Genomic DNA, 26,218 nt, shown 5'->3' with positions numbered 1-26,218 from the left:
TCGGAAGGTTATTCTGTCATCGGAGTGGCAAGTGCAAACCTTTTTCGCTTGAACTTAAACTATTGTAAGAAAGAAGGATAACATCATGAATGTAACAACCGTATGGAAAGGCAAACGCGCGTTTACTTCCGAAGGACCCTCTGGCTACGCTGTTGGCATGGATGCCACTGCTGCTTATGGTGGTGACAGCAAGGGTGCGACCCCGATGGAATTGTTACTGGCTGGTCTCGGCGGCTGTATGGGAATCGATATCACAATGATTCTGGACGCTTTCCTGGACAAAATTGAGTCGATTGAGATTGAAGCGCAAGGCACACGCAGTGAAGAGATGCCTAAAGGTTTCACATCCATTGATTTGATCTTCAAAGTCGATGGGGATATTCCGGATTATCGCATCTGGAAAGCCATCCAGATGGCTGAGGAAAAATATTGTGCAGTCTCCGCTTCGCTGAGTGCCGATATTCATCCTAAACTGATCCTCAATGGGGTAAGTACACCTCGTCCTTAATAGCACACATACAGATTCTATTCTGAGAAGGCACTTCCAATCGTGGGAGTGCCTTTTTTTTGGCTTTTCTAACCTATCAAAAGTTCGTAGGTTTAAGTCAGGCTGGATGTTGAACAAGGTTCCAGATGCCCATGAATTCCGTGATAGCCTGATCGATCGTTGCATGAGGAACACCGTCGCGGGCTTGTGTAGATATGCCTTGCATAAAGGTATCAAATACGGTGGTCAGCATGTGTACATTCGTGGAAGCGGGGATTTCACCGACATCCACAGCGCGCTGGATGCAATCCTGCAGGCGGTTGCGAGTCAGCTTTCTTTTCTCAGCGGCAATGTCACGGATATGATTGTTTTTGGAAGAACATGTGCTGGCTGACAGCACAATTAAACAACCAGATGGATGTGTGCTGTCTGTTTGCATTTTTGCGGTACTTCTTAAAGTTGTTTCGATTGCTTCTCTGGGTGACAGCGTGAGATCCGAGAAACTTTCCGTCACACGTCCAAACGTATCCATATAGCGTTCTACTGCTTCTTTATACAGCGCTTCTTTGGATTCAAAGGCTGCATAAAAGCTGGCTGCTGAAATATCCCCCATGGCTGCTCGAAGCTGAAGTAATGAAGTGGCCTCGAAACCTTGCTCCCAAAAGAGCATCATCGCTTGTAATAGGGCTTCATCCCGATCGAAAATTCGCGGACGTCCCGTTCTTGCCATAAGAGTTCCCCCCTCTTTTTTCTTAATTATATACTAATCGATCCAAAAGTCATTGACAAGGTGATACGGTCTGAATAATATAAGGAATGATCGATCCATAATTCGATTCTTGTTTTACACTATCTTAAAAGGAGCTGCACAGATGTCGGATATATCTTCTCATCGTTTTCCGTGGTTGGGGTTGCTGGCCCTGGCTATGGCGGGTTTCATAGCCATTATGACCGAAACACTTCCTGCGGGGTTGCTGCCGCAAATAAAAGAAGGGCTGCAGATCTCTGAGGCAGGGGCGGGGCAGCTTGTCACCTTTTATGCTGTTGGGTCGCTGGTTGCTGCCATACCTGTGGCGGTGTTGACAAAGGGGTGGCGGCGGCGTCCGCTTTTACTTCTGTCTATTATCGGTTTTCTTGTCTTCAACACCATTACTGCCCTCTCATCAAACTATGTACTGACACTATTCGCTCGTTTCTTGGCCGGTGTTGCAGCAGGTGTCTCCTGGGGCCTAATTGGTGGTTATGCATTACGCATGGTACCTGATCATCTCAAGGGAAGAGGCATGGCTGTGGCTATGATTGGAACGCCGATTGCCTTATCATTTGGTGTTCCGGCAGGTACGCTGCTTGGTTCATTTATGGGCTGGCGCTCAGTGTTCTGGCTGATGTCGTTGCTGGCGTTTGTACTGATTTTCTGGGTGCTCTGGAAAGTACCCGACTATCCGGGGCAGTCAGCGGATAAGCGTATCTCTGTCAAGCAAGTACTGTTCACCCCCGGTGTAATACCCATTTTAACTGTCGTTTTGGCCTGGATGTTGGCTCATAATATTTTATACACGTATATTGCTCCTTTTCTCGCCGATGTTGGTTTGGAATCCAAGGTTGGACTCATTTTACTTTTATTTGGCCTGATGGCATTGGTGGGCATCTGGATTACAGGTATTTTCATTGATCGGTGGTTGCGTATGCTGGTTCTCATGAGCCTTGCGGGCTTTGCCTTGATTTCCCTGGTATTAGGTCTTTGGAGTGAGCACATTGTTGTCGTCTTTGGTTCTGTTGCGCTGTGGGGTCTGACATTTGGCGGTGCGGCTACCCTGTTACAGACTGCACTTGCTCAAGCTACTGGGGAACAAGGTGTGGATCTCGTCATGCCGATTAATACCACCGTTTGGAATCTGGCTATTGCCCTTGGGGGAATGGCGGGAGGTGTTCTTCTGAATCAATGGGGAGCTTCGTCATTTAACTGGGCCATCTTGGCTTTAACATTGGTGGCATTGATTGTTGCATGGCGTGCCAAAGGATATGGATTTCGCCCATCTAGGAGTCACTGAACTTCTGTCAGTAGAAAATAATTCGGTAAGCCCGGTCGCCATGTTAATGGCGGCCTCTTCTACTAGAGATAGGCTGGCTTGTTGCCTGGCAATATATTACCCATTGGAATGACAATCCGAATTCTGGCGGTTATGTGGTATGATTAATTCTGAGGACAGTACATCCTGATCCTGCTGTTTATATGTAAGCGCTTATACAGATGACGGAAGGTGCAGACATGTTTAAAAGGCTGATACGAACCACTAATAATCTCAAATTAAAGCATAAATTGCTCATTTCCTATGTACTGGTTGTCATGATTCCGGTCCTGATTGTTGGTCTTGCTGTGACCAGTTATTTTCGCCAGCAAGCCCTGGACAATGCAATAGGACAGACGATCATCAATGTGGACAAGATCAAGAGCCAGACGGCAACCATGCTGCGTGTACCAACCGATATATCCAATCTTTTAATGTTTAATGCTGATCTCAAGGAGATCGTGAATAAGCGGTACAAGAGCGTTGTGGAGTTAACCTCAGCGTATCTTGCATACAAAGACTTTCAGGAGTACAGGCGTTTGTACCGTGAGATAGCGGGCATTCGTTTTTACTCAACTAACCCAACATTGATCAACAACCTCGAATTCATCCCGGTAGACAAGCAGACGGAAGAGAGCTACTGGTACCAACAGGCACTGAAAACAACCAGCATCGGGTGGTTCTACATTCCGGACAAGGAAGATAATCCTGTACACAAGCTCAGCCTGGTGCGCAAAGTACCTTTTGCCGAGTATCGGACAGAGGGCGTATTGATGATTGTGATCAATCAGGATGAGCTGAATGGATTGTTACGTCAGGAACAGTTCGAGACGATGATTACGGACGAGCAGGGGTATGTGGTTGCAGCCAAGAATACCGAGCTTGTGGGTAAAACGCTGGATGAGCTTGATTTTGGCGTTGATCTGCAGAATCAGGCAAAAGGCACCATAGAGGGTGATTTCCGGGGGGAACCATCTAATATTGTTATTGATGAGCTGGGCCCTGGATCGAGCATGAATAGCCTGAAGGTGATTTCGGTTTTTGCCACCAAAAATATCGTCAAAGACGCCAACACCGTCAGCATGATCGGCATGATTTTCATTATCCTTGTGCTGGTTATCGCCCTATTATTCGTATATATCATCTCGTTCCTCACTTCGAACCGATTGCTCCGGCTGAGTAAACACCTCAACAAGCTTGCATTAGGAGACCTGAACGTGACTTCGCGGATTGATGGAAATGATGAGATTGGGCAACTGTCACGACAGTTCAACTATATGGTGAAAAGTATCAATGAACTCATGACGCAGGTGGTAGAAGCGACCGAACAGAACAATCAATTGGAAATCGCCCAAAAAGAGATTAAACTGAAAATGATGGCGAGCCAGATCAATCCACATTTCTTGTTTAATGCACTGGAGTCCATTCGGATGAAAGCGCATATTAAGGGAGAAGCAGAGATTGCCAACATCGTCAGGCTGTTGGGCAAGCTGATGCGCAAGAGTCTGGAGATTGGCAGTGGAAAAACAACCTTCCGGGCTGAACTTGAAATGGTACGTTCCTATTTGGAAATTCAGAAATTTCGTTACGGCGACCGCCTTGCATTCCAGATCCATATCGATCCCGAGGTGGAGAAGATGTACATTCCGCCTTTGATTATTCAACCTTTGGTTGAGAATGCCATTGTCCATGGTCTGGAGAACAAAGAGGGTACAGTCCGTGTTCATATAAGTATTCGTTTAGTAGAGAACATTGTGCAGATCCGTGTGGATGACAATGGTGCAGGCATAACGCCAGAACGACTGGCTGAGGTGATGCAGTTTATCTGTGGACCGGAGGAACAGGAGAAGAGTCGGATCGGCATGCGTAATGTACATCAACGCTTAACATTGACGTACGGGGAGCCATATGGATTGCAGATTAAGAGTGTATATGGGGAAGGAACCGAGGTTTCTTTCACTTTGCCAGCAGGAGGGGACCAACATGTATAAAGTGTTTTTGGTGGATGACGAACCGAGCATACGTGAGGGACTGACAACCATTATCGAATGGGAAAAATACGGATTCCAGGTCATTGCTACAGCTGCCAGCGGGCGTGAGGCCATCTCTCGGTTTGAGGAATTGGAGCCTGATCTGACGATTATTGATATTCGCATGCCCGGTATGACCGGGCTGGATGTGATTGAAGAAGTGCGCCGGAATCATCCGGATTCGCACTTTTTGATATTGAGTGGTTATGCGGATTTTGATTATGCCAAGAAAGCCATCAGTTTTGGTGTGGATGGTTATCTGCTCAAACCGGTGGATGAAGAAGAGATCATTGGTGAACTTGAGCGGATTGCTACGATCCTGACCCGTGAACGGGAGACAATGGCACGTCAAGCTGGTGAGGATACCGTCTATCGGGAGCATCAGATTGAGGCTTTGCTCTTTGACAGTCTGGAGGGTGCGGGCAGCATGGAAGAAGATAGCCTGGGACTGCACTGGCCTCACTATCAGATTGTACTGTTTGAGATGCATGCGGCCCCCGACCTGCAACGGGGAAGTGTTATGAAACGCAAACTGATTGAAGCATTTGACCAGAAAGAACGAGGCATTGTATTCTCGTTCCATTCAGGTCTGGGACTGTTAAGTAAGGAAACAATCACATCCGAGTCATCTGCAAGAAATCTGTATGATGAGCTGGAAGGACTTCTTGGAGAATGGGAGGTTCACATGTATGGTGCTGCAGGTGAACCCGTACATTCCACTTCTGAAATTGCCCGGTCATACACGCAGGCGAATCGTATACTCGGTGAACGCTTTTTGTTCACGGAGAAACGTATCATGTTGTGGACTGAAGGTAGCGAAGGCGAAGACGTTGTTAAGCCAGGAGTTGAAGCTGTGGACGGAACACATGAGCCAGTTGAGGACGAACTCGCGGACAAGCTGTATTATGCGTTAGATATCCGCAGTAGTGAGTCAGTCATGCGGGTACTGGGTGAGATGGAAGAGCGCTTGGTCCCATATCACCGAACAGAGCAAGCCATCAAAACGGCCTTCTCACAGGTGTTTTCTCTAGCGTTCAACAAGCTTGCAGCGACGAATCAACATATGCACTCCATTATGCAGGAACATTCGGTTCTGATTAATGAAGTCTATCATCAATTGACGATGTCTGATCTCAAAGTTATAGCAGCGGAACATTTTAATCGACTTATTCAACGTATGGGTGGGGGAAGCAAGGATACTGTATTGAAACAGATGATTGAATTTATCCAGCGTAACCCTGGCGAAAATCTCAAGCTAGAGGTACTTGCTGAAGTGTTTAACTATAACAGCAGTTACTTGGGTAAGTTGTTCAAGAATCATACTGGAGAGTATTTCAATGCATTTCTGGACAAGGTTCGTATGGAAAAAGCCAAGGAATTGCTGGATGAAGGACTAAAGGTCCATCAGGTCGCGGCTAGAGTGGGGTATGCAAATGTGGACTACTTCCACGGTAAGTTCAAGAAATATGTAGGGGAATCCCCTTCCGCTTACAAACAGGCCAGAACCCAATCTTCGTCGAAAGGAACGGCTACGGATACAAACGAGGAATAAGTAAGGAGTGCTGGGCCTTGCCCTTGCCTCTTATGTAAAACGTTTTCGGTATTGCAGAGGAATTCCAGATTCATCATATTGTCCATGCACTTCCCATGATAAGCAATGGTCACGGAATGTTTCACATCTTAGACTGGATTTACAAGAATCCAGATGAAGGGATGGTTGTACGATATGAATTTGTCTGATACAAGTGCTGTACGTCATACATTGAACTTAAATGGAACATGGCAGTTTCGTTTGGATCGGGAGTCCGATGAACTCGTTGAACAAGAGATATCACCGCCTTCACAATGTGAAAATACATCATGGGAGACCATTCAGATTCCCGGTTCATGGGAAGAGCAAGGATACGGAGATGAGCCTGAATATGAAAGGCTCGATACCTGGACCAAGGTTCGCGAGTATGAAGGCTCAGCCTGGTATGCTCAGGATGTTCATGTTCCATCAGACGACCCCGGATGTCACTATGTATTCAGATTGGAAGGTGTCCGATGGACAACGAATCTCTGGATCAATGGACAGTATGCCGGGCAGCAGGATAGTCTGCTGAATCAACAGAAGTGGGATGTTACCTCTCTGGTGAAGCAGGGAGAAGTGAATCGGGTGGAGATCTGCGTGGATAATACGATGAAACTTCCGCTGGCTGGTAGCCATATTCATTCATTGCATACGGCCACAGCCTGGGGGGGAATCACAGGTGGTGTTTATCTGGATATTCTGCCCCCATGCCGATTACAGACATTACGGATTCAACCAGATGTTGAAAATGGAACCCTTCTGATTGATTGTACTGTAAGCGCTCCCTCAAATGAATCAGCCAGATCAATGCAATTACATGTGGATATCCAGCATCCAGACGGCACATGGCTTGATCGATCTAGTTGTAATGTGAATCTGAGTGTTCAAGCGCATGTGGATATAAGCTCAGCAGGTGTAACTGAAAGCAACGCTTTAATAGATCAGTGGCGATTGGAACTGGGGACAGGCAACTCTATCGCAAGATGGTCGGACGAATCCCCTGAATTATACAAGGCAGTGATTCGTCTGTGTAACGGTGAACAGGAACTGGATCGGCTGGAGCAATCATTTGGTGTTCGCTCCTTTGCAACAAACGGGAAGCAGCTTGAATTGAATGGGACACCAGTATATCTGCGCGGGTACGTCGATTGCTGTATCTTTCCACTGACGGGTTATCCCGTCTGGGACAAGGGGCATTATCTTCAGCAATTTCGAATCGCCAGATCGTATGGCTTCAATCATGTCCGACTGCATGGGTGGAGCGCGCCGGAGCCTTTCTGGGAGGCGGCTGATGAAGCGGGCATGTTGGTACAGGCAGAACTTCCACATTGGTCTCGTTTCTTTGAGCAATCGGATCAGTCTGCGCCAGCTGAAGTGTTGTCCTATCTGACACAAGAACTGGACAGGTTGCTCCAGTCGCTGCATAGACATCCTTCATTCGTCATGTTCTCCATGGGGAATGAACTCATTGGTCCGAATGGCCACCCTGAACTCAATGCATTGGTATCGAGGGCAAGGGATACAGACCCGACCCGCTTATATACGGACAATACAGGTTTTGGACAGCTTCCGGCGCAAGGCCGGGAAGGTGATTATTATATTCAGTCGTTGAACTGGCATCCCCCGTTGGAATCCGCATATTCTGCTGTACCGGATACCACGCTGGATTATCATGCAGTCACCCGGCTTGCGGAACATCCCGTCATTGGGCACGAGCATGCACAATACACGATGTATGTGCGTCCTCAAGAGCGAGCCAAGTATACGGGCGTATTACGCCCTAGCTGGTTACGGCCGATTGAAGAATCGTTGACAAACAAAGGGATGATGGCGGATCTGGAGCATTTTCAACAGGTCAGTGGTACACATCTGGTACGTTCCTTAAAAGAAGCGATGGAGCGGATTCGACGAACACCGGACGCTGCGGGCGTACAGCTGCTGGACATTCGTGATTTTCCAGGGCAGGGACATGCAACGACGGGTATTCTGGACGTATTTTGGGATGATAAAGGCATTACAACACCAGATGAATTCATGCGATTCAACGCAGATGTGGTGCTGTTGTTAAGCTGCAAGGAGCGTACATTTTACGCCGGAGAACCCATTCATGTTGATGTACGCATCTCTCACTACGGTAAGGAGCCGCTTGAGGACGCGGTCATTCAGTGGAGGTTAATAAGCAATGATGTGATACTTAATGAAGGGGAATGGAAGACCGGAAATATCCAATGTGGGTCTGTCATGTCACTGGGAAGTATCGTCGCTACCGCTCCTCATGAAGGGGCAGCAGCTTTTCGGATCGAAGCGGAGCTGAAATCAGGCGATTTGGAAAGAACTGTAGCGAATGTATGGCATGGCTGGTCGTTTCCTTTTTATCAGTCTCATCCGAGTTCGAATCGGTTCTGGAATACCGTGGCAGAGTTGAAGCCATTCCTGGGTGAAGCGCATGATGATTGCGTAGATCGTATCGATGGATTTCAGTTGTTGAAAAATCGGGAGATTGACTTGGTTATCGTTCAGTCGTTAACACCCAATGTCGTTGATTATGTGGTCAACGGGGGAAGTGTTTGGCTACAGCCAACCGCAGAAGGGTTATATGATTCAGTGGAGACCAAGTATCTGCCTGTATTCTGGAATTACCTGATGTTTGCTACGCAGCCTGGTGCAACGATGGGCATGTATCTGAGAGATCGGCTAGCACTACTAGGCTCCTTCCCGCATGATGGGGCTTCGGACTGGCATTGGTATCACTTGGTGAACGGTACACCAGCGATATGTTTGGATACGTTGCCCGGGGTTGAGCCGCTGATCGAAGTGGTGGACCATTTCCATCGGGCCAAACGACTCGCTTATGCCTTTGAGGCAAAAGTAGGGAAGGGCAAGATTTTGGTATCCTCACTTCCGTTTGCCAATCTGGCTGTAATGAAGCGTCCGGAAGCCGCCTACTTATTTAAGGAGATACTTGCCTATCTGAATGGAGATCAATTCCGTCCAGCAACCTCCATATCCGTAGCGCAACTACTCGGGATCGTTAAACTGCAAACCATTCAATTTACATTGTAATCATAGGGACCCGAAAGGGTCCTTTTTGCATGACATGTAGTTGAAGTAAACGATTACTATAAAACGTTTTTGATATTTACCACTTCCAATAGTATTTTACCTTAATATTACTTTTGTTTCATTTAAAAGTAGAATTTATCACTGATTTTAACGAATTAATGTCTGATTATATATGTCTATATCTAATTTTTATATGATTTTCTCTAAAATCCAGATGGTATTTTGAAAACGCTCTATCGAGTATGATTATTTTATAAAACAGAGGAGGGGGAACGGAGATGGAAACGCTAACAAAAAAATCCGCTTCCGCGAACAGAAGCAGTGACCCCAAACCGCCTTTAAAGAATCGGCGGAACGGAATTTGGGACAGAATGAAACAGCAGAAATATCTCTATCTCATGTCATTGCCATTCGTAGCTTGGGTTTTCGTATTTAACTATCTGCCACTATGGGGATGGACGATGGCTTTCCAAAATTATAAACCTGCCAGATCATTTGGTGATCAAGAGTGGGTTGGTTTTAAACACTTTGTAGAGCTGTTCAGTGATGATCGTTTCTATCTGGTACTTCGAAATACGCTTGCAATGAGCCTGATGGGACTGGTTGTCGGTTTTATCGTGCCGATATTCTTCGCTATTCTCCTGAATGAAATGAGAGGCATGTTCTTCAAACGTGCCGTGCAAACGGTATCATATCTGCCTCACTTTGTATCATGGGTCGTTGTGGCAGGTATTATCACCAAGATGCTCTCCACCGATGGCGGGATTATCAATGATCTATTGGTAGGACTGAATATTATCGATCAGCCGATCCAATTCATGGCCAAGGGGAACTTGTTCTGGTACATTGTAACCGCTTCAGATATGTGGAAGGAAACCGGTTGGAATGCCATCATCTATCTGGCGGCGATTACAGGTATCGACAATGAGCTGTATGAAGCTTCCCGTGTAGATGGAGCCAACCGCTGGAGACAGATGTGGCATATTACGCTGCCTGGCATACGGACCACGATTTCCGTACTTTTCATCATGTCAATTGGACATCTTATCAGTATCGGTTTCGAGAAGCAGTTCTTGCTTGGCAACAGTCTGGTCACAGACTACTCGGAAGTACTTGATCTATATGCGCTCAATTATGGTTTGAATATGGGACGATTCTCATATGGTACAGCCATAGGTATATTCAACTCCGTTGTCAGTATCATCCTTCTGTTTACTGCGAACGGCTTGTTCAAAAAATTCACTAAAGAAAGCATCATGTAGGGAGGGGACGACATTATGGCGAACAAAGCATTCAATGCTACTCGGGGCGATAAACTGTTCGATATATTCAACATCCTCGCGATGACCATGGTGCTGGTTGTAACACTTTATCCATTCCTTAACGTACTAGCCATCTCACTCAATAACTCGACAGATACAGTACGTGGCGGAATTTACTTGTGGCCTCGCGAATTCACATTACAGAACTACAAAACGATTTTCCAATATGATGGATTGCTACAAGGTTTGCAGATCTCCATTCTGCGTACCCTTGTAGGTACCGTGCTCGGATTGATCAGTTCATCCATGATCGCCTTTACACTGAGCAGACCTGATTTTGGACTTAGAAAATTTGTTTCCACAACGCTCGCACTCACGATGTATTTCTCCGGTGGTCTGATTCCGGTGTACATTCTGATGCGTGACTTGAACCTGATCGGTACATTCTGGGTATATGTATTGCCTGGCATGATCAGTGCATTTAACGTCTTCATCATCCGTTCATTCATTGATGGCCTGCCATACTCATTGCAGGAATCCGCGAAGCTGGACGGAGCAAATGACTTTACAATCTATTACAGAATCATCTTGCCACTGTGTAAACCAGTGCTTGCTACCATCGCATTGTTCCTGGCTGTAGGTCAATGGAATGCGTGGTTCGATACGTACCTGTATAATGGTTCAAAGGCACATTTGACCACGCTCCAATATGAGCTGATGAAAGTACTGCAAAGTACACAGCAAGGCTCAGGTGCTGGACGAAATGCCAATGATATGGCGCAGCAAATGACACAGATTTCACCGGAATCGATCAAAATGGCGATTACGATCGTTGTAACGGTTCCAATCCTCATTGTATATCCATTCCTTCAGAAGTACTTTGTTGGCGGTATGACACTGGGCGCAGTAAAAGGTTAAACAAGTGGGTACAGGCTGCCAAATAGAGCGGCCGTACATCTACAAATGAAGCATCAGGATACCCGAAGCGCAGCCATTTGGTCTGCGCTTCACCGTATAGGGCTGCGGTGTGGTATTCATGAAGCTATAGACAGGGACAAAAAAATCCCGGATAAGACAGACATATGAAACAGGGAGGATTACCATTATGGCAAGTTCCAAAATGAAGATTGCACTGGCACCAGTGCTTGCAATGTCTTTACTCGCAGGTTGCGGTGGAGGAAGCGGCGGTGATACGTCGTTCAAGGATACAAGCGCAGAGACAACTCCACTTACTTTTGATTTCTTCAGCGTTGACCCCAGTCCGAACTGGAATGGCATGAAGGATGAAGTAGGTAAAGTCCTTACGGAAAAAACAGGGATAACCCTTAACGGTGAGTTTGCCGTTAGTGGTGGTCAAGATAAAATATCCTTAATGGCGGCGAGTGGAGACTATCCGGATATCGTCTCCCCCAAAGGAGAACTCAGCAAACTGGTGGATGCCGGAGCAATGCTCGATCTGACAGATCTGATCGACCAATATGCTCCCAATCTGAAGAAGCTGTATGGTAATTACATGGACCGGTTGAAATACAGTAATGAGGATCAGGCTATCTATGTGCTGCCGACGTATTATGCGGTAGACCAGAAGTACTTTGATGCAGGTGGTGGATTTGGGATTCAGCATCGTGTACTGAAAGAACTCGGATACCCGGAAGTGCGTACACTTGAGGATTACGAGAATGTACTGAAGGCGTACAAAGAGAAACACCCAACAATTGATGGTCAGCCAACGATCCCGTTAACACTGGACGCGGATGATTGGAGAATCATGATTACCGTAACGAACCCTGCCTTCCAGGCAACAGGAGCTCCGGATGATGGTGAATACTACATTGATCCAGAGACGTATGAAGCAAGTCTGCATTACAAACGTCCAGAGGAAAAAGAGTACTTCCGCTGGTTGAACCATATGTACAATGAGGGACTGCTTGATCAGGACAGCTTCATCCAGAAAACAGACCAATACAAATCCAAAATTGCAAGTGGACGTGTTCTGGGTGTCATTGACCAGGATTGGGGTTATTCCGATGCAGAAAATGCACTGAAATCTGCGGGCAAGGATGAAGCAACGTATTCACACTTCCCGGTAACCCTGTCCGAGGATATCAAGGATCATGCCTACCAAGACCCTGGTTTTGTATCCGGTTGGGGTGTAGGGATTACAACATCGAATCCTGACCCGGTTCGTACGATCAAATTCTTCGATTACCTGGCTTCTGAAGAAGGGCAAGTGCTGATGAACTGGGGAATTGAGGGCAAACAGTACGAAGTGAAGGATGGCAAACGTGTCATTCCTGCCGACATTCTGGATCAGAAAACCAATAATGCAGCCGTATTCCAGAAAGAAACGGGTATTGGACTGTACACCAATATGTCCGGTCACTATGGAGACGGTGTGAAGGATTCAACGGATAACTACTACACTACGAATTTCCCTGAACAGATCGTGGCAGCATATTCCGATGCAGAGAAAGAAACACTCAAAGCCTACGGTGCTACGACGTGGAAAGATCTGTTCCCGAGTGAAGACGAGTTCCCAATCAAACCATGGGGAGCAGCATACAATCTGCCAACACCAGGTGACTCCAACTACAACGTCATCTTCAAGAAAACACAGGATATCATTCGGAAACGTATCCCGGAAGCCATTCTGAGTACTCCTGAACAGTTTGATGCAATCTATGATGGCATGATTGCAGAAGTGAACCAAGCAGGAGCAGAGGATATGGAGAAACAATATACAGAACTCGTTCAAAACCGTGTTCAATTGTGGAGCGGTGAAGAGGCTAAATAAACGTTTAGCAATTCAAATCTAAAACGAAAAAGAACCCAGAATATCTGGGTTCTTTTTTTATCTAAAACGTTTTCTAAAAAACGTTTTCAATTTTACAAATTCACTATTGACAAGGGATATAGGAGCGATTATTATTCAAGTATGAAAGCACTTACATTTGCTTGTACACCACGTGGAATATACCTGAATCTCAAAGTTAACACTTACAGGAATGAAGAGGAAAAGGGTAAGAAAAGAACATTTTTTTATTTTTAAGAAAACGCTTCTAATGTTATAAAAACAAGAAAATTACATTCGTTTCATCTGGTCATGGTATTTGCAGGTCAGCCTGTTATACAAATATACAGCTTCATTAATATCCATAAGGGGGATTACACATGAAGGGCAAAACACCAAAAACATTCGCAATGCTTCTGTTAGCCAGTGCACTTGCAATTACAGCAGGATGCAGCGGCAATGGAGGAGGAACTAACGCTTCAGAGAAACCGGTTGATTCCGGAGATACAACCAGTCCAGTGACCTTTACATTCTTTGGTGCAGACGCGAGTCCGAACTGGAATAACATGAAGGATGCTGTCGGTCAAGAGATTACTAAGGCAACGGGAGTTACAATTGAAGCTGAGTATGATGTGAATAATGGTGGTGACCAAAAGATTCCTTTGATGGCTGCCAGTGGTGATTACCCTGATATTATCTATCCTAAAGGCAACTTGTCTAAGCTTGTGGATGCAGGCGCGATGCTGGACCTGACCGATCTAATTGAGGAGCATGCTCCCAATTTGAAAAAAATCTATGGTGATCAGATGAACCGTCTGAAATACAGTTTGGAAGATCAAGCCATTTACACGATTCCGACTAATATGGGTGTAGATAACGTTGCGTTTGATGCTACGGGCGGATTCGAAATTCAACAAAGAGTATTGAAAGAGCTTGGCTACCCTGAAGTAAAAACGCTTGAGGACTACGAGAACGTACTGAGAACGTATTATGAAAAACATCCAACGATTGATGGTCAACCGACTATTCCGTTAACATTGAATGCAGATGACTGGAAAATTATGATTACGGTAACGAACCCTGCATTCCAAGCTACGGGTGGACCGGATGACGGTGAGTATTATATCAACCCTGAGACGTATGAAGCCGTTCTACACTACAAACGTCCTGAAGAAAAAGAATATTTCCGTTGGTTGAACAAAATGTACAATGAGGGTCTGCTTGATAAAGATACATTTGTTCAAAAGGATGACCAATACAAATCCAAAATTGCCAGTGGCCGTGTACTCGGTCTAATCGACCAGGAGTGGAACTATGGTGAGGCGGAGAATGCTTTGAAATCGTCTAATGGTGGAGATAAAACATATGCCCACTTCTCCGTGTCCTTGAACAAGGATATTGTGGATCATACGTTCCAACCGACGGGATTCGACGGTTATGGTATCGGAATCACGACTTCGGCCAAAGATCCGGTACGTATTATCAAATTCATGGATTGGCTTGCTTCCGATGAAGGTCAGGTCCTGAGAAACTGGGGCGTTGAAGGCCAACATTACCAAGTCGAGAATGGGAAACGCATCATTCCGGCTGACGTACAAGATCGCAAAACCAATGATAACTCTGCTTTTACCAAAGAATCAGGCGTAGGCATGTATAACATATTTAGCGCCAGATACGGTGATGGTGTGAAAGATGCCACGGATAACTACTATACAACGAACTTCCCTGAACAGATTCAAGCTGGTTACACTGCTGCTGAGAAGGAAACGTTGAAAGCGTATGGTATCACAACATGGAAAGATTTCTATCCTTCCGAAGAAGATCTGAAGCTGAAAGATTGGGGCGCAGCATACAACATGCCTGTACCTTCTGACACGGATTACAACGTAACGTTCCAGAAAACACAGGATATCGTCCGTAAACGTATTCCAGAGGCTATCCTTGCCAAACCAGAGAACTTCGACAGCGTATATGATGGTCTTCTGGCTGAACTCGATAAAGCGGGTGCAGTGGAGATGGAGAAACAATACACGGTTTGGATCAAAGAACGTGTAGCTCTCTGGACTGGAAAAGATGTGAAATAAGCTTGAAAACCAAGCATTAAAGTTAAGGATTTTCATAGCAAAAAAAGCCCTTGAGAAAGGGCTTTTTTTATTGTTGACGTGAGGAGATGGATAGCCTATAATCTATCATGTAAGCACTTTCAGTAAGCGGTTTATTCCATTTACGAAAACGTTTTACGTCTGTTAGAAGAAGAATCTTTCTTTTTGCAGAATCGAAACGTCAGCTTTAGTAAAGACGTCGGAATGAACGATACCGAAAGCGCATTCAAAAAAAGTGGTATCCTCAGGCATAAAGCCTGTTATACAGATAAAACCTTCATAAATAATAGGGGGAACTAGACAATGAGAGGCAAAATGAAAGGCAATACACCCAAGACGTTTGCAATGTTGATGCTCGCAAGTGCAATGTTGGTTACAGCTGGCTGCGGGAATTCGGGAACCAAAGAGACTTCGGAGTCCAGCGGAACTGAACCGATCACAGTTACATTCTTCGGGGCGGATGCTAGTCCAACCTGGAACAAGATGCAAGATGCTGTTGGTAAAAAGATTACGGAGCAAACTGGCGTTACCATTGAAGCAGAGTATGATGTAAACGATGGTGGTAACCAGAAGATTGCGCTAATGGCTGCCAGTGGTGACTTTCCTGATATGATCTACCCTAAAGGTAACTTATCTAAGCTTGTGGATGCAGGCGCGATGCTGGATCTCACGGATCTGATTGAGGAGCATGCTCCCAATTTGAAAAAAATCTATGGGGAACAGATGAACCGTTTGAAATACAGTTTGGAAGATCAAGCGATATATACGATTCCAACCAATATGGGTGTCGATAATGTTACGTTTGACGCTACAGGTGGATTTGAAATTCAGCAAAGAGTATTGAAAGAGCTCGGATACCCTGAAGTGAAGACACTTGAGGATTACGAGAATGTACTCAGAGCCTATTATGAAAAACATCCAACCATTGATGGTCAACCAACCATTCCATTAACATTGAATGCAGATGACTGGAAGATCATGATCACGGTAACGAACCCGGCTTTCCAGGCAACAGGTGCACCGGATGATGGTGAATATTACATTGATCCTGAAACGTATGAAGCAAAGTTGCACTACAAACGTCCAGAGGAAAGAGAATATTTCCGCTGGTTGAATAAAATGTACAATGAAGGCCTACTGGACAAAGATGCCTTTGTTCAAAAGGATGATCAATACAAGTCCAAAATTGCCAGTGGCCGTGTCCTCGGTCTGATTGACCAAGAGTGGAACTATCAAGAAGCGGAGAACGCGCTCAAATCATCGGGTAAGGATGATGCGACATACGCTCACTTCTCTGTATCACTTAACGATGAGATTGTGGATCACACGTTCCAACCAGCCGGATTTGACGGTTATGGCATCGGGATTACAACTTCTGCCAAAGATCCAGTGCGTATCATCAAATTCATGGATTGGCTTGCTTCCGATGAAGGACAAGTTCTGAGAAACTGGGGTATCGAAGGTGAACATTACAACGTAGAAGATGGTAAACGCGTGATTCCAGATGACGTTCAGGACCGCAAAACGAATGACAACTCCAATTTCAGTAAGGAAACAGGAATTGGGATGTATAACGTATTTAGTGCAAGATACGGTGATGGTGTAAAAGATTCTACGGATAACTACTACACAACAAACTTCCCTGAGCAGATTGTAGCTGGTTACACAGCTGCAGAGAAAGAAACGCTGAAAGCATACGGTATCACGACTTGGAAAGAGTTCTATCCGGCTGAAGAAGATCTGCCAGTTAAGGATTGGGGCGCAGCGTATAACATGTCCGTACCTTCCGGTACAGACTATGAGGTAACGTTCCAGAAAACGCAGGATATCATTCGTAAACGGATTCCGGAAGCTGTTCTGACTACACCAGCAAACTTTGATGCAACCTATGATGCTTTACTGGCTGATTTGGACAAAGCGGGTGCAGTTGAAATGGAGAAACAATTTACGGTTTGGGTTAAAGAACGTGTCTCTCTGTGGACAGGAAAAGACGTAAAATAATATGGATTGTCTGTGATCCATGGTTACGCAAGGAAAGGGCCCCATATAGGGTCCTTTTTTTGTGGAATGATGTGATGATTTGCATTGACGCAAATTTTGAAATCACATATAATTTTATTATTGTAAGCACTTACCGAAAACGTTTTATGTCATAAGAAATATACAGTTGATTTAGGAACAGGAGCTAATCATGTCCCAACACAATAAACAAACTAAAATCAATCGTCTATGGTATCGACAACCGGCGCAACGCTGGGAAGAAGCATTGCCCATCGGAAACGGCCGTCTTGGAGGCATGGTGTACGGTGGCGCAGCAGATGAACGAATTCAGCTCAATGAAGATACATTATGGTCAGGGTTTCCACGGGATACGATTCAATACAGCAGTCAGCGGTATTTGAAGCAGACGCGAGAGTTGATCATGTCTGGACAGTATGGTGAAGCTGAGGATTTGTTGAACCGTGAAATGCTTGGTCGTGATGTAGAGGCCTACCAGCCGATGGGTCATTTTCTATTGCACCATGAGGGTCTGGATGATCTTTCATATGGTGCATTTGAACGGGAGCTTGATCTGGAATCGGGTATTGCAACCACAACCTACTCATTGGAAGGAACTCAATACGTACGTGAAGTGTATTCCAGTGCTTCGGATGATCTAATGGTCTGCACATTGACTGCTGATCAGAAGGGCGCTGTGAGTGTAAGTGTTACGCTAGATAGTCCCCATCCTTATCGCATTGAGACTTCGGGAGATGCTCTAACCATGTTCAGTCGGTGCCCAAGTCATGTGGAGTCCAATTACTTCAGGGATCACCCGGAATCCGTCCTCTATGAAGAGGATCGGGGGACGGCTTATGCTGTCCGTGTAGCGTTTACGGCATCTGGCGATCAGGTGAAGGTCTCCAATCTGGAAGGCAAGTTACATATTGAGGGTGCTGATCAGGTTGTGTTTTATCTGGCAGCAGCTACGTCCTTTGAAAGTTATGATGTTTTGCCTGTGAAGGATCATCTTGTATTGGAAGAGGAATGCAAGGAGATGATCTCCAAAGCGACCACACATGGCGCGGAAGCGCTTCGTGACCGACATATTCAGGATCATAGCGCGTTGTTTAACAGAGTCTCTATTAATCTGGGGGTATCGGCTAACGCCGAATTACCTACAGATGAGCGGCTGCAGGCTTATCAGGCAGGGCAACAAGACCCTGGACTGGAGGCACTTTATTTCCAATATGGAAGATATCTGTTAATGGCTAGTTCGCGTCCGGGCAGCCAGCCTGCCAATCTGCAGGGAATCTGGAACCATCAGGTAGAGCCGCCATGGCACAGTGATTACACAATCAATATCAACACGGAGATGAATTACTGGCCGGCAGAAGTCTGCAATCTCAGTGAATGTCATGAGCCGCTGTTTGATATGCTGACCGATCTAAGTGATACAGGACGAAGAACGGCGCGGATTCTGTATGGAGCTCGTGGATGGACTGCTCATCATAACGTGGATATCTGGAGAACCTCTACACCGACAGGTGGAGATGCAAGCTGGGCTTTCTGGCCGATGGGTGGCGTATGGTTAACCTCGCATCTATGGGAGCATTACCAATTTACCGGGGATCAGCGTTTTCTTGAGGAACGTGCGTATCCCATCATGAAAGAGGCGGCGCTGTTCTGTCTCGATTGGCTGGTGGAAGGGCCCGATGGTTATCTGGTTACGATTCCATCTACTTCACCTGAGAACAAGTTTCTCACAGATGCTGGGGAGGCACGCAGTATATCCATGGCTTCAACGATGGATATGACGTTAATTCGTGAACTGTTCAGCCGCTGTATTGAGGCCGCGAAGCAATTGAATCTAGATGAGTCATTGGCGAGCGAGTGGGGTGAGGCTCTGGACAAACTCTATCCATTCCGAATTGGAAGCGAAGGACAATTGCTGGAGTGGTTTAAAGATTTTGCTGAATCTGAACCAGGACATCGTCACGTCTCCCATCTGTATGGGTTGTATCCGGGGGAGCAGATCAATCGAGTACACACACCGGAATTGGTAGAAGCAGCACGGGTATCACTTGAACGTCGTATCTCACAAGGTGGCGGGCATACAGGATGGAGCTGTGCATGGTTGATTAATCTGTATGCACGACTGCTGGATAGCAGCCAGGCACATCAGTTTGTGCGCACGTTGCTGGCCCGGTCCACACATCCGAATCTGTTTGATGACCATCCACCATTCCAAATTGATGGTAATTTTGGAGGCACGGCTGGAATCGCGGAGATGTTATTGCAGAGCCACTTGAACGAGTTACATTTACTTCCTGCACTGCCTGAACTCTGGACACAAGGTCGTGTTGAAGGGCTTCGTGCAAGAGGTGGTTATACGGTAGCAATAACGTGGACGGACAACAAGCTTGTGTCAGCGGTTATTAAGGCAGATCAAAATGAGTCGCTGACCCTTCGCAGTGTTTATCCGCTGCGTGTGGAAGGAAACGAACAAGCCAAGGCAGAGCTTACGCCTCAGGGCGATTATGTAATTATTTTAACCATGACCGCAGGACAGACGATCCGCGTGTCATCATGAGACGGAGGAGCCAACCATGACCATTTTTAAATTTCCGCAAGATTTTCGCTGGGGTACAGCAACAGCTTCCTATCAAATAGAAGGAGCGGCACAGGAAGGTGGACGCGGGGTATCCATCTGGGATACGTTTGCGCGCACACCTGGCAAAGTATATAACGGAGATAATGGAGATGTCGCGTGTGATAGTTACCATCGGTATGAGGAAGACATCGAACTGATGAAGAAACTCGGGATTAATACATACCGGTTCTCCATTGCCTGGCCACGTATTATTCCTGACGGAGATGGTGAGATCAATCGGGAAGGTCTGGACTTCTACCACCGCTTCGTGGATGCATTGATCGAGGCTGGAATTGAACCATTCCTCACACTGTATCACTGGGATCTTCCGCAAACGCTGGAGGATGACGGAGGCTGGGGCAACCGCAGAACTGTAGACGCTTTTGTGAAATATGCCGAAGTGATCTTCAAAGAATTCTCTGGCAAAATCAACTTCTGGCTGACATTCAACGAACCATGGTGCATCGCGTTCCTGTCAAACCTTCTCGGGATTCATGCGCCAGGAAACAAAGACTTGCAGACGTCAATCAATGTTGCTCATGGATTGCTGGTCGCTCACGGTAAAGCCGTTCAATCCTTCCGTCGCTTGGGAACAACGGGTCAGATTGGTATTGCTCCGAACGTATGCTGGGCTGAGCCGTACAGCAAATCTCCTGAGGACCAAGCTGCGTGTGACCGATCGATTGCACTTAATACCGATTGGTTCCTTGATCCAATCTACAAAGGTTCATATCCGCAGTTTATGGTGGATTGGTTTGCAGAAGCGGGTGCTACCGTACCAATTCAGGAAGGTGATATGGAGATCATCTCACAACCGATCGATCTGCTCGGTATTAACTATTACACGATGGGGATCAATCGGTTCAATCCGGAGGCAGGTGCTCTGCAATCGGAAGAAGTTGATATGGGCCTCACCAAAACCGATATTGGCTGGCCCGTGGAATCACGTGGTTTGTATGAATTCATGCATTATTTGCAAAAGTACGGCAATGTGGATGTGTATATCACGGAGAACGGTGCCTGCATCAATGATGATCTGGAGAATGGCAAAATTAATGATGATCGCCGGATTGCATATTATGAACAGCACTTGGCTCAGATTCACCGCATCATTAACGACGGCATTAACCTGAAAGGATACATGGCGTGGTCACTGATGGATAATTTCGAGTGGGCAGAAGGCTACCGCATGCGTTTTGGTCTTGTTCATGTGGACTATCGTTCACTCGTGAGAACGCCGAAGGAGAGTTATTACTGGTATCAGAACGTCATCAAGAATAATTGGTTGGAGACACGGAACGAACATAATCCCCAATAGTTTAGGTGGCAGGTTTTAAGGGAAAAGCAGGTCCTCATTATATATGGTTCCCTTATTGAAGTTGAAAAAGACGGTAACATTGGAGTATTCCAATATGCCGTCTTTTTTGTATTTCTACCGTTGGAAATGAGTAGTTCATAAAGGTTTCATAAGGTCAAGTGCAGTTCCTGTTATGAAGAGACGTTTTTTGGGTTATAAGAAGTATGAATGAATTGAATAATGTTTTGTCAACGGTCGAAATCAAAATAAAGTGTCCAAATTGCGAATAAAATTTGAACATTTGTTGACTAAAAATCATACTGATGTGGTATATTGGTATAAGGAAAGCACTTACAAAAAGGGAAAAGGAAGTGTTTACTATGGCATCGAAGACAGCAATGGTTAGCCAATTGGAGCGCAAAGACAAAAATATGCGGCGCGCCGTCTTGACGATGACAGTTCTGGCATGGGTCGCACTCATTACGGGAGTGGTCATGTGTCTGATCAATCTGAACGACTTTAATGATCGTAATCTTGGCTTGATGGTTGGTATTGGATTCCTTGTAGGTAGTGTGTTTATTTACGTTATTGCCAAAGCGATTGGCCTTGTTCATACACGCCGGGAAGACGAAGGCGCCGATTGATTATAATCCTGCGTTAATTCGTTCATAATAAGACTGGATAAGTTCCCGGAATCCAGTCAAGAAAGCCCTTTGCGGATTCGTTGACACTGTTCAACGGGACTGCAAAGGGTTTTATTTTGTGACTTGAAGTGTAAAGATTACGAAGTACAAATATCAAGCATGCAAGCGATTTGTGAGAAAAAATTCACACATTTAAGGTGTAAAATCGACAAATTTGTTAACAAGAACAAAAAAGTTGTTCATTTCTGATATCTTTAGTAGGAAGAGAGTAGTATACTGATTTTTCAGTATGAGCGAATTTAAGGAGAGGGGATCAAAATGAACAAGAAACCTAGGTCGCTAATCCGGATTATCATTCCGGTTGTCCTGACGTTGGTTACAATTGCATTGATTGTCTGGCCAATGCTGGCAGGCGGGCAGTACGTTGTTCTGGATCCGAAGGGGCCAATTGGCGCTTCGCAGAGAGATTTGATTGTCATCTCGACAATTTTGTGTGCTGTCATCATTGTGCCAGTACTCATTTTGTCTGCCGTAATCGTATGGCGTTACCGCGACAAGCCGGATAACAAAGCTGCTTATGAGCCTAACTGGTCTCATAGTACGAAGGCGGAGGCAATCTGGTGGACGGTTCCAATTATTATTATTGGAATACTTGCAATTGTAACGATTCGTTACACGTATGATCTGGAGCCTTCGAAGCCGTTGGCTCATGAGAAAGAACCAATTACCATCCAAGTGTCTTCACTGGACTGGAAATGGCTGTTTATGTATCCTGAGCAAGGGATTGCAACGGTCAACACGCTGAATATTCCGGCAGACCGGCCCGTGAAATTTGAACTCACTGCGGATTCACCGATGAACTCATTCTGGATTCCGCAACTTGGAGGACAGATTTATACGATGTCGGGTATGGCGATGACCTTGTATCTGCAGGCAGATCATGAAGGCAAGTACTGGGGTTCAGGCGCTAACTTCACAGGTGAGCATTTTGGAGAAATGCGTTTTGATGTGAATGCTACATCGGACGAAGATTTCGACAATTGGGTAGCTGAAGTGAAACAGAGTTCTCAGGCGTTGACTACAGAAGGTTACAAAGCACTGGCTGAACCAGGAACAAGCAATGTTGCTTATTATTCTGCCTTCCCAGAAGGATTGTTCCAAAATATTGTGACCAAGTATGTTGTAGATGGTCAAAGTGCTCACAGTAAGCATGGAAGTTCAAGTGAAGCTTCTGGAGCCATTCAAAGTCCAACCGATGTGTCCAATCAAGATGAGGACAAGAGTGCTAACTAAAGATTCGAAAGGAGGCCCCCAATGTTAGAGAGACTTAAAGAGTTTGCATCGGAGTTTTTCGTAACTGGCGACCCGCTGATCTATGGAGCAGACGTGGCCATCGGTATTACGATGATTACTATCGTAACGGTGCTGACTTATTTCAAAAAATGGGGCTGGCTCTGGCGTAACTGGTTAACTACCGTCGATCATAAAAAGATCGGTATTATGTATATCATTGCTTCCATTATCATGTTGTTCCGTGGTGGTGTGGATGCATTGATGATGCGTCTGCAGCTGGCTATGCCTAACATGGATTTCTTACATCCTGAACATTATAATCAGGTCTTTACAACTCACGGCACAATCATGATCTTGTTCATGGCGATGCCATTTATGTTTGGTTTATTTAACGTTATCGTGCCATTACAGATCGGAGCAAGGGACGTTGCCTTCCCGTTTCTGAATGCATTGAGCTTCTGGTTATTCTTCCTGGGAGCAATGCTGTTTAACCTGTCCTTCGTTATCGGTGGTTCACCAGACGCGGGATGGCTGAGTTATCCACCTCTATCGGAGCTGTCACACAGTCCGGGGGTCGGACAGAACTTCTATATATGGGGTATACAGATATCGGGTATCGGTTCCCTGGCTACCGGTATCAACTTCCTGGTTACCATCATTAAAATGCGTGCGCCAGGCATGAGATGGATGAAAATGCCGATGTTCACATGGTCGGTATTCTCCACTTGTATCATTATCTTGTTTGCTTTCCCGATCTTGACCGTGACACTTGCATTGTTATTCCTCGACAGGTTTGCCGGGGCGCATTTCTTCACACTTGATCTGGGCGGTAACCCAATGATGTATATCAACTTGATCTGGATGTGGGGTCACCCTGAGGTATACATTGTCGTCTTGCCGGCATTCGGTGTGTTCTCCGAGATTGTAAGTACCTTCTCTCGGAAAAAACTGTTTGGTTACAAGTCAATGGTATTTGCAATGTTAATTATCAGCTTCCTGTCCTTCTTTACATGGGCGCATCACTTCTTCACGATGGGTTCAGGAGCGGACGTGAATGCATTCTTCGCCGTAACTACGATGTTGATTGCTATTCCAACAGGGGTTAAGATATTTAACTGGCTGTTTACCATGTATCGAGGAAGGATTCGCATGGCGACTCCGATGATGTGGACACTTGCCTTTATCCCGTGCTTTATTGTCGGGGGTATGACAGGCGTTCTGTTATCCGTTGCTCCTGCTGACTTCCAGTTCCACAACAGTTACTTCCTGATTGCCCACTTCCACCAAGTATTGATCGGTGGCGTTGTCTTCGGATACTTCGCTGGTCTGTATTACTGGTGGCCTAAAATGTTCGGTTTCCAACTCGAAGAGAAACTGGGCAAATGGGCATTCTGGACTTGGAATATTGGTTTCTATGTCTGCTTCATGCCGCAGTACGCTGTCGGTCTGATGGGTATGACACGTCGTCTGAGCACATACGGCTGGGATACTGGCTGGTGGGAATTGAACTTCGTATCCACAATCGGGGCGTTCCTGATGGGTGTCGGATTCTTGTTCCAAGTTGCACAAATTGCAGACGGTATTCGCAAATACAAAACACTTAAAGCTTCCGGCGATCCATGGGATGGTCGTACGCTCGAGTGGTCGATTCCTTCACCAGCTCCTGAATATAACTTCGCTGTTACACCGCGCGGAGATGATATTGATGAGTGGTGGGAAGAGAAAGAACGTCGTGCCAAAGGCATCTATCCGCCTGAGCAACCGCTTGAGCCGATTCACATGCCGAAGAATTCTTCGATTCCGTTCATCATGTCTGTCTTCTGGTTCGTTGCTGGTTTCGGCTTCGTATTCGGTTGGCTGTGGATGGCGATTCTCGGACTTGCTGGCGTAGGCATCTGTATGATCGCCCGTTCATTCTCTTACGATACGGATTATTACATTCCGGTCGACGAAATTAAGCGTACCGAAGCGTCGTTAAGGGGGTCGGTATAGATGGCTCAAGCAGCCGCTAAGCACGGTGAGAATCATGCGCATGGTCATGACCATGGCCACCATGATCCACAGGAAATGAAAATTCTCGGATTCTGGTTCTTCCTGATTTCCGACGTTATCTTGTTCTCCGTATTGTTCGCAACCTTCATTGTGTTGCGTGACAATTCGGCGGGCGGACCGATTTTGTCCGAACTGATCAAAATGCCTGGCGTTATCGCCGAGACATTTATCTTGCTCACGAGTTCATTTACGAGCGGACTTGCCGTTCTGGCAATGAACCAGGGTAAAGTGAAACAATTGATTAACTGGCTGATTGTTACAGCTGTTCTGGGTGCAAGCTTTATCGCCCTGGAGGTTTACGAATTTGTTGAGATGGTTCACGAAGGTTTTAGTTACACGACGAGTGCGGCTTCTGGTGCATTCTTCACCCTCGTGGGTACTCACGGACTTCACGTATCGCTTGGTCTGATCTGGATGATCGGACTCATGTTCCAACTGAAAAAACGTGGGATTACCGACGTTACTCGCGGTAAGATCAACGTCATCAGCTTGTATTGGCACTTCTTGGACGTCGTATGGATCTTCCTCCTGTCGATCGTCTATCTCATGGGGGTGATGTAGATGGCAGAGCACAACTCACATGATTCCCACGGCCATGAACAACATGGCTCACTGAAGTCTTATGTCATCGGCTTCATTCTGTCCGTCGTACTGACAATCATTCCACTTGTGGTGGTTTTGAACGACATGATGGGCAAAACAGGTACACTCATTGTGATTCTTGGTACAGCTGCACTTCAGTTTGTGGTTCAACTCTTCTTCTTCATGCATATCCGTGAAACAGAGAAACCACGCTGGAATGTCATGGCCCTTATTTTCGGATTACTGATTATGATGACCATCGTAATTGGTTCGATCTGGATCATGCTTAACAATGCTGTTGCACATTAATTCATATGATGAAGAGCTTCACGACCTTGGA

At 45.9% G+C, this 26,218-nt stretch carries 18 protein-coding genes; 17 read left to right on the top strand and 1 reads right to left on the bottom strand.

Annotation, left to right across the window (positions count from 1 at the left end; translation table 11 throughout):
- Window positions 1–85: 85 nt before the first annotated feature.
- Complete coding sequence (locus NZ043_RS04880) at window positions 86–508, top strand: OsmC family protein (RefSeq protein ID WP_036606882.1); 423 nt, start codon at window positions 86–88, stop codon at window positions 506–508.
- Window positions 509–605: 97 nt separating this feature from the next.
- On the opposite strand, the gene NZ043_RS04875 is transcribed toward NZ043_RS04880, so the two are convergent.
- Entirely contained in the window at window positions 606–1,217 is a 612-nt protein-coding gene (locus tag NZ043_RS04875) for a TetR/AcrR family transcriptional regulator (protein ID WP_091038503.1), read from the bottom strand.
- 142 nt (window positions 1,218–1,359) lie between these two features.
- Between NZ043_RS04875 and NZ043_RS04870 the strand changes: the two genes are divergently transcribed.
- From NZ043_RS04870 to cyoD, 16 genes are all read left to right on the top strand, one after another.
- Window positions 1,360–2,538, top strand: a complete 1,179-nt coding sequence (locus tag NZ043_RS04870) for an MFS transporter (RefSeq protein ID WP_339310839.1) — start codon at window positions 1,360–1,362, stop codon at window positions 2,536–2,538.
- Window positions 2,539–2,756: 218 nt separating this feature from the next.
- A complete protein-coding gene (locus tag NZ043_RS04865) occupies window positions 2,757–4,547 on the top strand; it encodes a histidine kinase (protein WP_091038507.1) in 1,791 nt (596 codons plus the stop codon).
- On the top strand, window positions 4,540–6,138 hold the full coding sequence (locus NZ043_RS04860) for a response regulator transcription factor (protein WP_339310836.1): 1,599 nt from the start codon (window positions 4,540–4,542) through the stop codon (window positions 6,136–6,138). Before NZ043_RS04865 ends, NZ043_RS04860 begins: the two co-directional genes overlap by 8 nt.
- 174 nt (window positions 6,139–6,312) lie before the next feature.
- The gene (locus NZ043_RS04855; RefSeq protein ID WP_339310834.1) at window positions 6,313–9,222 is read left to right on the top strand and encodes a sugar-binding domain-containing protein; all 2,910 of its coding nucleotides are present in this window, start codon (window positions 6,313–6,315) and stop codon (window positions 9,220–9,222) included.
- 278 nt (window positions 9,223–9,500) lie between these two features.
- Window positions 9,501–10,484, top strand: a complete 984-nt coding sequence (locus NZ043_RS04850) for a sugar ABC transporter permease (protein ID WP_036606891.1) — start codon at window positions 9,501–9,503, stop codon at window positions 10,482–10,484.
- A gap of 15 nt (window positions 10,485–10,499) precedes the next feature.
- Window positions 10,500–11,402 carry a carbohydrate ABC transporter permease gene (locus NZ043_RS04845; RefSeq protein WP_036606894.1) on the top strand — a complete coding sequence of 301 codons (903 nt, stop codon included), beginning with the start codon at window positions 10,500–10,502 and terminating at the stop codon, window positions 11,400–11,402.
- Window positions 11,403–11,589: 187 nt separating this feature from the next.
- Complete coding sequence (locus NZ043_RS04840) at window positions 11,590–13,278, top strand: ABC transporter substrate-binding protein (protein ID WP_249913195.1); 1,689 nt, start codon at window positions 11,590–11,592, stop codon at window positions 13,276–13,278.
- 377 nt (window positions 13,279–13,655) lie between these two features.
- A complete protein-coding gene (locus NZ043_RS04835) occupies window positions 13,656–15,359 on the top strand; it encodes an ABC transporter substrate-binding protein (protein ID WP_339310832.1) in 1,704 nt (567 codons plus the stop codon).
- Between the two features lie 333 nt (window positions 15,360–15,692).
- Entirely contained in the window at window positions 15,693–17,378 is a 1,686-nt protein-coding gene (locus NZ043_RS04830) for an ABC transporter substrate-binding protein (protein ID WP_026081466.1), read from the top strand.
- 190 nt (window positions 17,379–17,568) lie between these two features.
- Entirely contained in the window at window positions 17,569–19,950 is a 2,382-nt protein-coding gene (locus NZ043_RS04825) for a glycoside hydrolase family 95 protein (RefSeq protein WP_133387169.1), read from the top strand.
- A 16-nt stretch (window positions 19,951–19,966) separates the two neighbouring features.
- A complete protein-coding gene (locus NZ043_RS04820; RefSeq protein ID WP_133387168.1) occupies window positions 19,967–21,328 on the top strand; it encodes a GH1 family beta-glucosidase in 1,362 nt (453 codons plus the stop codon).
- 359 nt (window positions 21,329–21,687) lie between these two features.
- Window positions 21,688–21,951: a hypothetical protein gene (locus tag NZ043_RS04815; RefSeq protein WP_091038518.1), complete on the top strand. Its 264-nt coding sequence runs from the start codon at window positions 21,688–21,690 to the stop codon at window positions 21,949–21,951.
- Between the two features lie 318 nt (window positions 21,952–22,269).
- The gene (gene cyoA, locus NZ043_RS04810) at window positions 22,270–23,244 is read left to right on the top strand and encodes a ubiquinol oxidase subunit II (protein WP_339310829.1); all 975 of its coding nucleotides are present in this window, start codon (window positions 22,270–22,272) and stop codon (window positions 23,242–23,244) included.
- Between the two features lie 21 nt (window positions 23,245–23,265).
- Window positions 23,266–25,236, top strand: a complete 1,971-nt coding sequence (locus NZ043_RS04805) for a cbb3-type cytochrome c oxidase subunit I (RefSeq protein WP_091038522.1) — start codon at window positions 23,266–23,268, stop codon at window positions 25,234–25,236.
- Window positions 25,237–25,857, top strand: coding sequence for a cytochrome o ubiquinol oxidase subunit III (cyoC, locus tag NZ043_RS04800; protein ID WP_091038523.1), 621 nt, complete (start codon window positions 25,237–25,239; stop codon window positions 25,855–25,857).
- A complete protein-coding gene (gene cyoD / locus NZ043_RS04795; RefSeq protein WP_091019256.1) occupies window positions 25,858–26,187 on the top strand; it encodes a cytochrome o ubiquinol oxidase subunit IV in 330 nt (109 codons plus the stop codon).
- Window positions 26,188–26,218: the final 31 nt, after the last annotated feature.

The sequence above is a fragment of the Paenibacillus sp. FSL k6-2145 genome, assembly GCF_037976585.1.
GTDB lineage: Bacteria > Bacillota > Bacilli > Paenibacillales > Paenibacillaceae > Paenibacillus.
This window is presented reverse-complemented; position numbering and strand designations above follow the sequence as displayed.